This window comes from Steroidobacter agaridevorans (genome assembly GCF_009932555.1).
GTDB lineage: Bacteria > Pseudomonadota > Gammaproteobacteria > Steroidobacterales > Steroidobacteraceae > Steroidobacter > Steroidobacter agaridevorans.
In genome coordinates, this window is record NZ_BLJO01000001.1 from 1,333,606 (window position 1) to 1,347,553 (window position 13,948).

The 13,948-nt window shown below is 63.3% G+C and carries 16 protein-coding genes; 3 read left to right on the forward strand and 13 right to left on the reverse strand.

Going from position 1 to position 13,948, the window contains the following annotated elements; translation table 11 throughout:
* Positions 1-1,821: a glutamine--fructose-6-phosphate transaminase (isomerizing) gene (gene glmS / locus GYH35_RS05570; RefSeq protein ID WP_161814691.1), complete on the forward strand. Its 1,821-nt coding sequence runs from the start codon at positions 1-3 to the stop codon at positions 1,819-1,821.
* Between the two features lie 39 nt (positions 1,822-1,860).
* Complete coding sequence (locus tag GYH35_RS05575; RefSeq protein ID WP_161814692.1) at positions 1,861-2,067, forward strand: hypothetical protein; 207 nt, start codon at positions 1,861-1,863, stop codon at positions 2,065-2,067.
* A 181-nt stretch (positions 2,068-2,248) separates the two neighbouring features.
* On the opposite strand, the gene GYH35_RS05580 is transcribed toward GYH35_RS05575, so the two are convergent.
* The 8 genes from GYH35_RS05580 to GYH35_RS05615 all read right to left on the reverse strand — a co-directional run bounded on the left by GYH35_RS05580 (position 2,249) and on the right by GYH35_RS05615 (position 8,375).
* Positions 2,249-3,142, reverse strand: a complete 894-nt coding sequence (locus GYH35_RS05580) for a GGDEF domain-containing protein (RefSeq protein ID WP_161814693.1) — start codon at positions 3,140-3,142, stop codon at positions 2,249-2,251.
* 69 nt (positions 3,143-3,211) lie between these two features.
* Positions 3,212-3,913, reverse strand: a complete 702-nt coding sequence (rluF, locus tag GYH35_RS05585; RefSeq protein ID WP_161814694.1) for a 23S rRNA pseudouridine(2604) synthase RluF — start codon at positions 3,911-3,913, stop codon at positions 3,212-3,214.
* A 6-nt stretch (positions 3,914-3,919) separates the two neighbouring features.
* Positions 3,920-4,294, reverse strand: coding sequence for a YkgJ family cysteine cluster protein (locus GYH35_RS05590; RefSeq protein ID WP_202624095.1), 375 nt, complete (start codon positions 4,292-4,294; stop codon positions 3,920-3,922).
* Positions 4,291-4,782, reverse strand: a complete 492-nt coding sequence (gene folA / locus GYH35_RS05595; protein ID WP_161814695.1) for a type 3 dihydrofolate reductase — start codon at positions 4,780-4,782, stop codon at positions 4,291-4,293. Before folA ends, GYH35_RS05590 begins: the two co-directional genes overlap by 4 nt.
* Before the next feature lie 3 nt (positions 4,783-4,785).
* Positions 4,786-5,409, reverse strand: a complete 624-nt coding sequence (locus tag GYH35_RS05600) for an SET domain-containing protein (protein ID WP_161827854.1) — start codon at positions 5,407-5,409, stop codon at positions 4,786-4,788.
* A gap of 5 nt (positions 5,410-5,414) precedes the next feature.
* On the reverse strand, positions 5,415-6,209 hold the full coding sequence (gene thyA / locus GYH35_RS05605) for a thymidylate synthase (protein WP_161827855.1): 795 nt from the start codon (positions 6,207-6,209) through the stop codon (positions 5,415-5,417).
* Positions 6,206-7,093 (reverse strand): prolipoprotein diacylglyceryl transferase, encoded by an 888-nt coding sequence (lgt, locus tag GYH35_RS05610; RefSeq protein WP_161814698.1) that lies wholly within the window; start codon positions 7,091-7,093, stop codon positions 6,206-6,208. The genes thyA and lgt overlap by 4 nt, the downstream gene beginning before the upstream one ends.
* A gap of 49 nt (positions 7,094-7,142) precedes the next feature.
* The gene (locus GYH35_RS05615; protein ID WP_161827856.1) at positions 7,143-8,375 is read right to left on the reverse strand and encodes a class I SAM-dependent rRNA methyltransferase; all 1,233 of its coding nucleotides are present in this window, start codon (positions 8,373-8,375) and stop codon (positions 7,143-7,145) included.
* An 18-nt stretch (positions 8,376-8,393) separates the two neighbouring features.
* Here GYH35_RS05615 and GYH35_RS05620 point away from each other — a divergent pair, with 18 nt between their 5' ends.
* Positions 8,394-10,466 carry a thioredoxin domain-containing protein gene (locus GYH35_RS05620; protein WP_161827857.1) on the forward strand — a complete coding sequence of 691 codons (2,073 nt, stop codon included), beginning with the start codon at positions 8,394-8,396 and terminating at the stop codon, positions 10,464-10,466.
* Between the two features lie 6 nt (positions 10,467-10,472).
* On the opposite strand, the gene GYH35_RS05625 is transcribed toward GYH35_RS05620, so the two are convergent.
* The 5 genes from GYH35_RS05625 to GYH35_RS05645 form a co-directional block, all read right to left on the reverse strand.
* Positions 10,473-10,877 carry a TfoX/Sxy family protein gene (locus GYH35_RS05625; protein WP_161827858.1) on the reverse strand — a complete coding sequence of 135 codons (405 nt, stop codon included), beginning with the start codon at positions 10,875-10,877 and terminating at the stop codon, positions 10,473-10,475.
* A 166-nt stretch (positions 10,878-11,043) separates the two neighbouring features.
* Positions 11,044-11,493 carry an HIT family protein gene (locus GYH35_RS05630; protein WP_161827859.1) on the reverse strand — a complete coding sequence of 150 codons (450 nt, stop codon included), beginning with the start codon at positions 11,491-11,493 and terminating at the stop codon, positions 11,044-11,046.
* Complete coding sequence (locus GYH35_RS05635; protein WP_161814703.1) at positions 11,490-11,831, reverse strand: DMT family protein; 342 nt, start codon at positions 11,829-11,831, stop codon at positions 11,490-11,492. The genes GYH35_RS05630 and GYH35_RS05635 overlap by 4 nt, the downstream gene beginning before the upstream one ends.
* Positions 11,828-12,541 carry a 2-phosphosulfolactate phosphatase gene (locus tag GYH35_RS05640; RefSeq protein ID WP_161827860.1) on the reverse strand — a complete coding sequence of 238 codons (714 nt, stop codon included), beginning with the start codon at positions 12,539-12,541 and terminating at the stop codon, positions 11,828-11,830. The genes GYH35_RS05635 and GYH35_RS05640 overlap by 4 nt, the downstream gene beginning before the upstream one ends.
* 27 nt (positions 12,542-12,568) lie before the next feature.
* Positions 12,569-13,807 carry a type III PLP-dependent enzyme gene (locus GYH35_RS05645; protein WP_407700193.1) on the reverse strand — a complete coding sequence of 413 codons (1,239 nt, stop codon included), beginning with the start codon at positions 13,805-13,807 and terminating at the stop codon, positions 12,569-12,571.
* Positions 13,808-13,948 lie beyond the last annotated feature (141 nt).

Here is a 13,948-nt window from a genome sequence, read left to right on the forward strand (position 1 = left end):
ATGTGCGGCATCGTCGGTTATATCGGCAAGCGCGAGGCGGCGCCGATCCTGGTTGAAGGTCTGCGGCGGCTGGAATACCGCGGCTACGACTCGGCAGGCATCGCCTGTGCGCGCAACGACAAGCTCACCATCTTCAAGAGCAAAGGGAAAGTGCGCGACCTGGAGCGCGCGCTGCCGGAACGGCTGAAAGGAACCACCGGCATCGCACATACGCGCTGGGCTACGCACGGCGAGCCCAGCGATCGGAACGCGCATCCCCATACCGACACTCACGAACGTTTCGCCATCGTTCACAACGGCATCGTCGAAAATGCCGCGCAGCTGCGCTCGAAGCTTCAAGCCAGCGGCGTGACGTTTCGCTCAGAGACGGATTCGGAGGTGTTGGCGCATCTGATCGGCGCCATGCCCGCCGACACGCTCGAAGGCCGCGTCCGCGGCGCTTTGCGCCTCGTCACCGGCACGTATGGGCTGGCCGTCATCGACGCCGAGCGGCCTGAAACGATCGTTGTCGCACGCAATGGCAGCCCGGTCGTACTCGGCATCGGCGATCGCGAAATGTTTATTGCCTCCGACGCCTCCGCCCTCGTGCGACACACGCAAAGCGTCGTGCACCTGGACGATGGCGAAGTCGCAGTGGTTCGCGCCGACGGCTTCGAGACGTCGACGCTCGACGGCGGCGCCACCGCCAAGAAGCCCTCGACGATTCCCTTCACCGACGAATCGTTCGACAAAGAAGGCTACTCGCACTACATGCGCAAGGAGATTGCCGAGCAGCCCGAATCGATCCGACGCACTTTGAGCGGTCGGCTCGACACCCGCTTCCAGACAACTCACATCGGCGGCCTGGAGATGGCAGCGCGCGAGCTGCTGGAAATCCGCCGCGTCAAAATTCTCGGTTGCGGCTCGGCGTACATCGCCGGCAGCTTCGGTGCGCATCTCATCGAGCAAATGGCTCGCGTGCCGGCGCATGCTGAGCCCGCCTCCGAGTTTCGTTATCGCAATCCGGTGATCGAGCAGGACACGCTGTACATCGCCGTCAGCCAATCCGGAGAGACATTCGACACGCTCGCCGCTGTCCAGGAAGTGAAGCGCAAAGGCGGCCGCGTACTGGGCATCGTCAATGTCGTCGGCAGCACGATCGCTCGCGAATGCGGCCGCGGCATCTATTTGCATTCCGGCCCCGAGATCGCGGTTGTTTCAACCAAGACTTTCACCTCGACCGTCGTCGCGTTCGCGCTGCTGGCCATCCACCTCGGCCGCATTCGCGACATGTCCACCGCCCACGGGTCGCGCCTGCTCAAGGCGCTGGAAGCATTGCCGTCGCAGGTTGAAGAGATCCTGGCGATGGAGCCGCAGATCGCGGAGTTGGCGAAGGAACTGGCAGCTCACGACAGCGCCTACTTCGTCGGCCGCGCCGCTGGCTACCCCGTCGCGATGGAAGGCGCCTTGAAGCTGAAAGAAGTCAGCTACATCCATGCCGAAGCCTATCCCGCCTCAGAGCTGAAACATGGCCCGCTCGCCCTCATCAGCCCGGACACCCCGACCGTGGTCATCATGCCCCGCGACGATCTGTTCCCCAAGAACGTTTCCACCCTCGAAGAAATCCGCGCCCGCAGCGGCCCGCTCTACGCCATCACCCACCGCGGCGATCCCTTGCCCGTTCCGGTCAACGGCATCCTCGAAGTTCCCAAGTCCGAACCCGAGCTGGACCCGCTGCTGCTGAATATTCCTTTGCAGCTGCTCGCCTACCACGTCGCGCTGGCCAAGGACCGGAATATCGATCAGCCGCGCAACCTGGCGAAGTCGGTGACGGTGGAGTAGCCGCCCGCTGCCTGTGGCGGCTACTTAGGCCACTGGACGGTGACTTTATGCGGCGAGCTGCGGCTCGCGCAGCTGGCGACCGAACTGCGCGTCGATGTATTGCAGCTGCGCCGCTTCGAGAAAGATGTCTTCATCAACATCGAAACGGCCGGCAAGGTGCAGAGCTATCGAGAGAAGTGCGAAGAGTCTTTAAGAGATGCACAGCAGACCCGCGGGCCGGTGCGCGAGGCTCGCTATGGAACGTGATATTCGGCCCTGCTAGAAGATGCTGATCACCCGGCAGGTGGTGCTCACGTGGCCATACGCCGTTTTCTGGGGCGCATTGGTTTGAAACGTCACGCTGACCGGCTTGCCGGCCAGGTAACTGGCCAAATGGGCTCTCCGTGAAATTGCAGACTCTGCTGCGACAATGGCGACTGAGCCGGGCTCAGTGACAAACCTTGTTCCTTCCGGTTCGCTTGGCTTTGTAGAGCATCTCGTCCGCGGTCTTGTATAGATCGGCCAACGACATGCTCTCTTGCAACGAGCCCACGCCGACGGAGATCGTAACGCGGATGTTCTTGTCCTCGGCGACGAACGCGTGCGCCTCGACGAGCGAGCGCAGTTCCTCGCCGATCTTGGCGGCGTTGTGAAGTGAGGTCTCGGGCAGGATGACGCAGAACTCCTCGCCGCCGTATCGACCGAGCCGGTCGCTGGGACGCAGACGCCGCTGCAGGATGCCGGCCAGGCCGCGCAGCACCGAATCGCCGGTGAGATGACCGTGCGTATCGTTGACGCTCTTGAAATGGTCGATATCGAGCATCAGCACCGACAGCTCGCGTCCATGGCGCCGTGCGCGAGGAATCTCTTCTTCCAACAGCGAGTCCAGCCGCTTGCGGTTGGCGAGATCGGTCAGGCCATCGGTCACGGCCATGCGATGAATGATTTCGTGATACTGCAGCTCGATGTCGGAGCCGGACAGATATTTGAAAATCGTGTCGCCGATCTTCAGGCGATCGCCCCGCTGCAACTGGCGCTCGCGGACGGTGTGGACGTCGTCGTTGATGTAGGTGCCATTGGTGGACACCAGGTCGACGACGAACAGGTTGCCGCCCCGCTGCTCGAGGCGGGCATGCCGGCGGGAGACGCAGTCGCTCGGTAGAACGATATCGTTATCCCGTCCGCGCCCGACCGTGGTCTCGGACTTGTCGAGGACATAACGTCGGCCCAGGTCGGCCTGCACGGGCGCATGGATGACGACCAGGCACGCCTCACCGGGCCGCCTGACGCGCAGCTCATCGAGCCCCGTGACCCGGGTTTGTACGTCGTAATCGTGGTCCACGGCGCGCAAGATACTGTGCGCCGTGAGGAAACGTCTAGCGGACCCGGCGGGCGATCCGACCGGCGGGCGTTAGAAATTGAATCCGGGTTTATGGGGGAGCAATCCGCGCACTTCGCTGTCCTTCAACTCGCGCCACTGCCCCACTTTGAGCCCGTCCAATGTCAAATTGATGATCCGCACGCGTTGCAGGCGCAACACCTTGTAGCCGAAGAACGAGCACATCCGCCGGATCTGGCGGTTCAAGCCCTGGGTCAGCACGATCCGGAAGGTGGCCGGCGCGATGCGTGTGACTTTACAGGGCCGCGTGACGGTGCCGAGGATTCGCACCCCGCTCGCCATGCCATTGAGAAAGATCTCAGTAACGGGCCGGTCGACCGTTACGACATATTCCTTTTCGTGGGCGTTCTCGACCCGCAGGATCTCGTTGACGATGTCGCCGTTATTGGTCAGCAGGATCAGCCCTTCGGACTCCTTGTCCAGGCGCCCGATGGGAAAGATCCGCTCGCGATAGTTGACGAAGTCGGTGATGTTTCCGGGAATCTCACGGTCGGTGGTGCAGATGACGCCGACCGGCTTGTTGAGCGCGATATAGACGTGCTGCTGCTCGCCGCCGACCGGCTGGCCGTCGACACAAACAACGTCGCCTTCGTTGACCTTGGTGCCCAAGGTCGCGACCGCGCCGTTGATGGTCACCCGCCCCGCTTCGATTCGAGCGTCGGCCTCGCGTCGCGAGCACAGACCGGTCTCGCTGATGTACTTGTTCAGCCGCACTTCAAATCAAGCGGACGGAATGAACTCGTCGTCGCCCTGGTGCTCACGCTCGAACATCAGAAATTCGTGATAGCCGCAGCGGTTGCCGTACGGATACTTGCGACAGACGTTCGGGCGGGCTTCATACACCGTGCAGCGGCGCTCGTCGGTGTCGAAGAAACGGCAGATGGTTTTGTAGATGTGATCTTTCTGGTGCCGCAGGATCTGCTCGTCCACTTCCTTGGTCTTGTAGTTGTAGGTGAACTTCTTCTTGGCCTCGGCGGGCGACAAGTCGAAATGCTTGGCGAGCCGCGCGATATCGTGCTCGCTCACCGCAATGCGCGAGTGGCTGCAGCAATACCCCGGACAGGTCGCACAGTTGTAACGCATCTTGGTGGTCATGGGCCGACTCTCTCCAGCGTGCTGAAGGTGAAAGCGTGCGCGTGGCGCTCGTCGGCCGGATGATACTCCTTAGCGACCTCGCGCCACTCGTGTTCCTGCAGCTTGGGAAACACTACGTCCCCGGCGACATTCGCATGCACGCGAGTGAGATGGATGATCTGAACCTGTGGCAGCACTTGCCGGTAGATATCGGCGCCGCCGACGATCACGATTTCCGGCGCCGGCTGCGCGGCGGCGAGCGCCTCGTCGATGGAAGTCACAACCGTGCAGCCCGGAATCTCCAGCCCGGGCTGGCGTGAGATCACGACATTCAGTCGTCCCGGCAACGGCCGGCCGATCGAGTCGTAAGTCTTGCGTCCCATCACGATGGGCTTGCCCAGGCTGAGCGCCTTGAAACGCTTCAAATCGTCGGGCAGCCGCCACGGCAGCTGATTGCCGCTGCCGATGACGCCGCTGTCGGCCACGGCGACGATGATGGAAAGCACCATGCCTCAGCGCTTCTTGGCTTTTTTCTTGGCCTTTTTCTTTTCGTCCTTCTTGTCGGTCGGCTCCTTGTCCAGCATGGTGCCGCGACATTTCTTCGCGCCGCAGCGGCAGGCGTACAGCGCCAGCTCGGCCGGGTCGTCGGTGCTCTCCCAGGTGAGCTGATAGTCGTAACCCAGCTCTTCGCCCGGCTTGATGTTGCGAATGGCGTCGATGAACACGCGGCTGTTTTCGATGACCGTCTCGCAATTCGGCGCGCAGCTGTGATTGATGAAGCGCGCGTCGTTGCCGTCGACGCCGGCATCGATCACGGTGCGATTGCTGGCGATGAACAGGAAGGTGTGACCGTCATCGTCGCCCTTCTTCTCATAGCGCGCATCGGCCTCGCCGTGCGAGATGCGCTCGCCGAGATACTCGATGACGCGTGCGCCCTTTTTGATGGGCACGATCGCGTACACACCGCGACCATGAATCGGCGAGTTGCGGGCTTCGACCAGCGGCGAGTTCAACACCGCCCGCTTTTTGGGCTGAGGCCGGCGCGCTTTAGGAACCGACTTCTTTTGTGAGCGATTGGTTTTGCCGGACGAGCGAGTCTTGTTGCGCGACTGAGTGCGACGGTTCTGCTTGGCCATTTAAATTAGACGGCGATGGGCGCTTTGATGGACGGGTGGGCCTGGTAGTCGACGACCTGAAAGTCTTCGTACTCGTATTCGAAGATCGATGGCGGCTTGCGCTTGATCACGAGCTTCGGCAATGGCAACGGCTCGCGAGCCAGCTGCTCGTCGGCCTGCTTCAGGTGATTCAGATACAGATGCGTGTCGCCGCCGGTCCAGATGAATTCGCCGGGCTCGAGATCGCACTGCTGCGCGAACATATGCGTCAGCAGCGCATAGGAGGCGATATTGAACGGCACACCGAGGAACACATCGGCGCTGCGTTGATACAGCTGGCACGACAGCTTGCCCTCGCCCACCCAGAACTGGAACAGCGCGTGGCACGGCGTGAGCGACATCTGCTCCAGCTCGCCGACGTTCCAGGCGTTGACGATGATGCGGCGGGAATCGGGATTGCGGCGGATCAGGTCGAGCGTGCGGCTGATCTGGTCGATGGTCTTGCCGTCCGGGCCGGGCCACGAGCGCCACTGCTTGCCGTAGATCGGACCGAGCTCGCCGTTCTCATCGGCCCACTCGTCCCAGATCGACACGCCGTGGTCGTGCAGATATTTGACGTTGGTGTCGCCCTTCAGGAACCACAGCAACTCATAGATGATGGATTTGAGGTGCAGCTTCTTGGTCGTGACCAGCGGAAAGCCTTGCGACAGATCGAAGCGCGCCTGATAGCCGAACACGGACAGCGTGCCCGTGCCGGTGCGATCGGTCTTGCGCAGACCGTGCTCGCGGACGTGCCGGAGCATCTCCAGGTACTGCTTCATGACGCGGTCGCGAGCTGCTTGGCGCCGTAGTTGCCGCTGGCCTGCTGGCTGCGATACGCCCACGCCATCAGGATGACGCCGAGCAGGATCATCGGCAGCGACAGGATCTGGCCCATGGTCACCCAGTCGAACAGCAGGTAGCCGCGATTTGCATCCGGCACCCGGACGAATTCCACCAGGAAGCGGAACGTGCCGTACAGGATCAGAAACAGCCCGGAAGGCGCCAGGCGCGGCCGCGGCTTGCGAGTGAACAACCAGAGCACGACGAACAGCACGAGCCCTTCGAGCACGCCTTCATAGAGCTGCGAGGCATGCACGTGTAGCACGCACGGATCGACGCCGAAGCGCTCACATAAATTTTGGGCCTCGGCCTTCTGCACGGGATAAAGCGGCGCAGGGTCGACGATGAAGCCCCAGGGCACATCGGTCGGCTTGCCCCACAACTCGCCGTTGATGAAGTTGCCGACGCGGCCGGCGAAGATGCCAATGCCGGGTAACGGCGCGAGGAAGTCGAGCACGTCGGCAAAACGGCGCTGCCGCTGGCGGGCGAAGAGCACCACCGCGAGAACCACGCCGATCAGGCCGCCATGGAACGACATGCCGCCTTCCCAGATGCGGACGATGGTGAGCGGGTCCGCGATCACCTGCTCGCCGCCGTAGAACAGGATCCAGCCCAGGCGTCCGCCGAGAATCACGCCGATGGCGGCGAAGAAGATCAGATCGTCGACCTCGGCTGCCTGCCAGGTCGAGTCGGCGCGGGCCGCCCGCCGGCGCGCCAGCCACCATCCGGCCGCGAAGCCAATGACATACATGAGCCCATACCAGCGCACGGCCAGCGGGCCCACCGAGAAGATGATCGGATCGATCGCGGGGTAGGGAATCATGATCGGTGCGAGTATACCAATGCCCTGACTTCGCCCGCCCGGCGAGCTTTCAGTCGGTGACGACCCGGCAGAAATACGCCTTCAGGTAGCGCGTCTCCGGAATCGCCGGGTGGAGCGGATGATCGGGGGCCTGGCCGCCGACTTCCACCACCTGCGCGAAACGTCCCAGGTGGCGTGCACCTCGCTGAATGGCGGTCAGCAGGTGGTCCGGTTCCAGGTGGTACGAGCAGGAGCACGACACCAGGATGCCGTCCTTGTCCAGCAACTGCATGGCGAGCTGGTTGAGCCGCTTGTACGCCGCCTCGCCCTTGGGCACATCTTTTTTGCGCTTGATGAACGCCGGCGGATCGATCACCACCACATCGAAGCGACGGCCTTCGCCATGCAGCTTCTCCATCGCATCGAACGCATCGCCCTTGATCACCGAGGGCTTCAGGCCGTTGGCCGCCGCACTTGCCTGCAACTGCTCCAGAGCCGACGCCGACGAATCCACGCAGGTGACTTCGGTCGCGCCCGCCTTGAGCGCGCCCAATCCCCAGGCGCCGAGATAACTGAAAACGTCGAGCACTCGCGCTCCGCCGACGTATTTGCGCAAGGCCAGGCGATTGGCGGCTTGATCGAAGAACCAGCCGGTTTTTTGCCCGCTGCCGAGCGGCACCTGGAAGCCGACACCGCCCTCTTCCACGACCACCGACTCGGGCGCCTCGCCGAACACGGTCTCGACGTAATGCTCCAAACCTTCCAGGTCGCGCACGCCAGCGTCGTTCTTCCACACCAGCGCCGCCGGGTTGATGACCTTTTTCACGGCCGCTTCGATTTCCGGCCGCAACGCTTCCATGCCCGCCGTGGCGATCTGGCCGACGATCACGTCGCCAAATCTATCCAGCACCAGGCCCGGCAACGCATCGGATTCGCCATACACCAGCCGATAGAACGGCTTGTCGTAGAGCGCGTGGCGCAATGACTGCGCCACCTGCAGTCGATGCACGAACAGCGACTTGCTCGGCGGATGCTGGGCGCTGCGCCCCAGGATTCGCGCGCTGATCAGCGACCGCGGATTCACATAGGCGTAGCCCATGAATTTGTCGCGATCGGAGACCACGCGGCACAGCGCGCCCGGCTGAAAAGCCGTCAGCGGCGTGCGCGCAGTGTCCACTTCGTTGGAAAACACCCACAGGTGGCCAGCGGCTAGACGACGGTCCTCACCCCGCTTCAAGCGCAACTCGGGCAGCTCGGCGGGCGTAGAGAACGCGGGGGTCGGTGTATCGGGGGAGGTGTTCATTTAAAGTGGGCGCATTCTATGCACGAATCAACACATCGCAACCGTCTCGCGCAGGAGACGAGCCCTTACCTGCTGCAACATGCCTCCAATCCGGTCGACTGGCACCCCTGGAGCGCCGAGGCGCTGGAGCTGGCCCGGCGCGAAAACAAGCCCATTTTGCTGTCGATCGGCTACTCCGCCTGCCATTGGTGCCACGTCATGGCGCACGAATCCTTCGAGGATCCGGCCAGCGCCGCGGTGATGAACGAGCTGTTCGTCAACATCAAGGTGGATCGCGAGGAGCGGCCCGACCTGGACCGCATTTACCAGATTGCGCAGCAGATGCTGACCCAGCGCGGCGGCGGCTGGCCACTCACGATGTTTCTCTCCCCAACGGATCAGCGGCCGTTCTTCGGCGGCACCTATTTTCCCAAGGAGGCGCGCCACGGCCTGCCCGCCTTCACCGATCTGTTACAACGAGTCGCCGCGTTCTATCGCGAACGCAGCGCCGACATCGCCCAGCAGAGCGAGGCGCTACAACAAGCGTTCGATCAGCTGCACACAGCGCCGGCGTCGGGCGACACGGCGTTGACACTGGCGCCGGCACACGCCGCTCGACAGCAACTCGCTGGCGCATTCGATCCGGAATTCGGCGGCTTCGGCGGCGCGCCCAAGTTCCCGCATCCAACAAACATCGAGTTCCTGTTACGGCAGTGGCGCGCCACGGCCGGCGCCGAAGAGCCCGATCTGCACTCGCTTTACATGGCCACGCTGACGCTCAAGCGCATGGCCGATGGCGGCATCTACGATCAACTGGGCGGCGGCTTCGCACGCTACAGCGTCGATGCTTATTGGATGATCCCGCACTTTGAAAAAATGCTGTACGACAACGGTCAGCTGCTGCGTGTTTATGCGCACGCCGCGCTGGCGACCGGCGAGCCGCTGTTCAGCCGCATCGCGAGCGAGACTGCGGATTGGATGATTCGAGACATGCGGTCTCCCGAAGGCGCTTACTGGTCGGCGCTCGATGCCGACTCCGAAGGTCACGAAGGTAAGTTCTACGTGTGGCAACCGGAGGAAGTGTCGCGCCTGCTCGATGCGGACGACTACGCCGTCTTCGCGCCTCACTTCGGCCTCGACCGCCCGGCGAACTTCGAAGGCCAGGACTGGCATCTGCACGTGTTTCGGTCGGAAGACGACATCGCCGCCGAGCTCGGCATCGAGCCCGCCGAAGTCACGAAACGTCTGGAGCGTGCGCGCCGCGCGCTGCTGGAAGTGCGCAATCGCCGTGTCTGGCCGGGACGCGATGAGAAAGTGCTGACTTCGTGGAATGGCCTCGCGATCAGCGGCCTCGCCGTCGCCGCTCGCGCATTACGTCGGTCCGACCTGGCGGACGCGGCAGCTCGCGCCGTCGATTTCATTCGTCAGCAGTGCTGGCGCGATGGGCGTTTGCTCGCGACGTACAAGGATGGGCGAGCGCGCTTTGCCGCCTATCTCGACGATTACGCGTTCCTGCTCGACGGCGTGTTGGAACTGATGCAAACCCGCTGGCGCAGCGAGGACCTCACCTTCGCGACCGGGCTGGCCGAAGCGCTGCTGGCGCATTTCGAGGATCGCGAGTCCGGCGGTTTCTTTTTCACGGCCGACGATCACGAGCAGCTCATGCATCGCTCCCGATCGTTCAGTGACGAAGCTGTGCCAGCGGGCAACGCCATCGCCGCGCAGGCGCTCACCCGGCTCGGCCTTTTGCTGGGCGAGACGCGATATCTCGATGCAGCAGCAAAGACGCTGCGCGCCGCTTGGCCCGCCTTGCAGCACTATCCTCATGCGCACACCGCTCTGCTCGTTGCGCTGGAAGAGCATCTGGAACCGCCGGAGATCGTCATCGTGCGCGGCGAGCGGACAGAAGCCGAGAGCTGGCGTGACGAGCTTTCGAGGGTCTATGCGCCGAGACGATTGGTGTTCGCTATTGCGGCGGATGCTGCCGGACTGCCGGCCGCAATTGCCGATAAGAAACCTCTGCCCGAGACCGCGGCCTATGTGTGTCGCGGGATGACGTGCTCGGCGCCAGTGCGCTCGCTGTCTTCGCTGGTGGCGCTGACCCGAAGCTAGTCCGGGTTATTTGGTTTGTTTCGCGCGCTTCTTCGCCTGCTTCATGTGGCGGGAGCGCTCGATGCCGGCCATTTGCTTGGCGCGCGCCGACTCGATCGCCGCATTGAGCGCACGCTCGCCCCAGACCCTCAGCTGTACGGCGTCGTTGACGATCTCTTGCGGCACTTCGTGATGATCGGTGGTGAGATCGAACGCGTTCGGATACGGCTTGAACTGCGGCATGCCGCGCGCGACATAATCGTCGAGGTTGCTCTTGTCCGTGTGCAGATACAGTTTCTCGCCCATCACGATGGCGAGCAGACGGTCGTCGATGAACACACCGACGCCACCGAAAATCGCACGACTGGAAATGCGCCCGAGCGGCGCGAATTGTTCTGCGACGTAACTGGCCAGGCTCGACTTGACCCGCATATCGAGCTACTCACTCTTCGAAAAATGCTTCCAAGCAGCGCAGAGTTTACATCGCGAACCCCGAGTGTAAACCCGAGATCGTCACCAGGCGGCGACACTGTGCGCCAGTCGACAGCGACTTGCTGGGAAATCCGCCAAAAACGCGCGGGAAAGCACGCAGGAAAAATTATACGGCGGCGCCGAGCCGGGCCAGGTGCAGGCGAATTAAGTCACGCAGCTGCGCGTGAATCTGGACGTCGAACGCCGGCGCTCGCTGCCAGTCGTAGCCCCAGGGATTGGCGGTGCGCATCGCCTCCGGCTCATCGACGAAGCGCGGATGCACGTGAGCATGCAGCGCCGGCTCCACATTTCCGAAGATCGCGTAATTGATACGCAACGCTCCGGTGGCCGCCAGCACAGCGTCGCCCAGCAAGCCGAGCTCGGAGAGGAACAAATCGCGGTCGGCGCGCGCCAACGCGTTCAAGTGCGGAACCACGGGATCGGGCAGCAGCAGACAGTAGCCCGTCAGCACCTGCTTCTGCCCCATCACCGCCCAGCCCGAGCGCAGGCGTGCGACCACGGTGGGATCGTTGCCGGCTCGGCAGCTTTCGACCAGGCGATGGATGGCGGTGCTCATTTGCGGAACACGAAATAAACCGCGCCCAGCATACAGAACGCCGCCCACAGGTAGTCGAGCTTGAGCGGCTGGCGCATGTACAACATCACGAACGGCACGAACACCGTCAGCGTGATCACTTCCTGCAGAATTTTCAGCTGCGGCAAGGTCATGACCGTGTAACCGATGCGGTTCGCCGGCACCTGCAACAAATATTCGAACAGCGCGATGCCCCAGCTGACCAGCGCCGCGACGATCCACGGCTTTTGATTCAGCTCCTTCAGGTGCGCGTACCAGGCGAACGTCATGAACACGTTCGACAACGTCAGCAACACGATGGTGCGGAGAACCGGGCTCATACGATCTCGATAGGGGGTTTGGGCACGTCGATCTTGCGCAAGCGCGGCGGTGACGCGCCGGTCTCCAGCTGCAATACGAAATCGAACTCGTCGACCCGAGTGCACAGATCGAAATCGCGCTCGGGCGCCCAGTCGCAGGCGGGATCGAAGAACTTCTCCGCGCTCGATGCCTTGCGCAGCCGTTCGCGTATGCCGGCGACCGGCATTGGCTCGCCTAGCAGCCGAGAACGCAGCAGCTCGGCGCACAGATCGTCTTCGTCGCAGTTCTCGCGCGCCTCGTGCCCCATGCGGACCAGCGTAACGATCGACGGCTGACGCGCCTGGATATAGCGGACGATGGCGCCCGCATTCACCAGCGCACCCGTGATCACCTCGTCAGCTTGCCGGGCGTTGGTGAGGCCCTGCGTTCCGGCGTGCGTGGTATGGATGAGCGTGCGTCCGGCGACGTCGAGCTTCTCGAGGTCGGCGGGCGAATTGCCGCAGTCGAAACCGGGTAACGGACGCGCGTGGCGCTCGCCGATCAGGAACCAGTCCGGATGCTCGCGCTTCAGTTGGCGCGCGTAATCGACTTCAGCGACGGGAATGACGGCCGCCGCGCCGCGCGAGAACGCGTACGCGGCGACCGAGAAGGCACGAAACACATCGATGACGACCGCGATGCCTTCGGCGCTCTGCGCGCCAGCGACATGGTCTGCGACCTTAACCTGCAAGCGGCGACCTCATTCAGGCCGCCGCGCTCAGGCAGCGCGGCCTCGACCGCCGGCAGCCTTGCGCTGCAGGCGAACCACACGCCGCGCGTCGGCGGTCTCGTTCATCACGACGACCTTGGCGCGCTTGAAGAAGTTGAAGTCGGTGGCGCTGGCCCAGGTGTAGGCGCCCATCATGCGGCCCACGACCAGATCGCCCATCTCCAACTCCGGCAGCATGATGCATTCGTCGATCACGTCGATGGAGTCGCAAGTCGGACCCGACAGCACGCTCTCGAACAGCTCGCCGCCTTCGCGCAGCACCGACACCGGATACTTGGCGTGGTCGAACATCTGACCGCTGTACGAACCGTACAGACCGTCGTCCAGGTAATACCACCAGCGACCGTCGCGCTTGGCCTTGCCCATCACCGAGGAGACGGCGATAGCGGCAGGCGCGGCGATGAAGCGGCCCGGCTCGGCGATCACACGGACGTGCGGCGGCAGCTTGGCGAGCGCGGCGCGGATCGGACGGCAGAATTCGTCGATCGGCGTGACCTCGTCGTTGTACGCGACCGGGTAGCCGCCGCCGATGTCGAGCACGTCGAGCGACGGCAGACCGGCCAGCACGGCTTCCGCCATGATGTTGGTGCACGCCTGTACAGCTTCGACGTACTTCGCCGGGTCGGTCGCCTGCGAGCCGACGTGGAAAGACAGTCCCTTCACACGCACGCCGAGACGGCGCGCCTGCTCGATCAAGCCGAGCACGTCGCCGGGCGCGCAGCCGAACTTCTTCGACAGGTCGACCACGGCATTCGGGCTGCGGAACGACACGCGAATCAGCAGCTCGGCGCGCTTGCGATAGCGCACGAACTTCTTCAGCTCGTCCGGGTTGTCCGCGACGAACGTCGTGACGCCGTAGCGGAGCGCGTCGCGGATGTCGCTGTCACGCTTGATCGGGTGAGTGTGAATGCAGCGGCTCGGGGCAATCCCCTGCTGCTTCACCAGCTCGACTTCGCCGGTGGTGGCGAGGTCGAAATAAGCACCTTCATCGCGCAAGCACGACACCACCGCGGCGTGCGGCAGCGGCTTGAGCGCGTAGTGAAGATCGACGCCAGGCAGCGCGGCCTTGAGGGCGCGGTACTGGCGGCGCACCTGCTCACAGTCCACCACCAGCAGCGGCGAACCGAAGCGGGCGACCAGCGCACGGATTTCGGTTTCCGTCAGCGTGGTGGAATCGAAGGAGTGGGCCGGAGAAACGGCGAGTGACTGCTTGGCTGCGCGGGGCAACACCTGTTGGGCACCTCTCAAAAGCTGCGAACACTTAACCAACCAACAAGAGCGACAGATTTCGTGAACGTCTGAAGCTCTCACAAGTTCTGGTCGAGCGGCACTGCAGCTTACGCGTGGTGCTCTCTTACACAGGCCGGC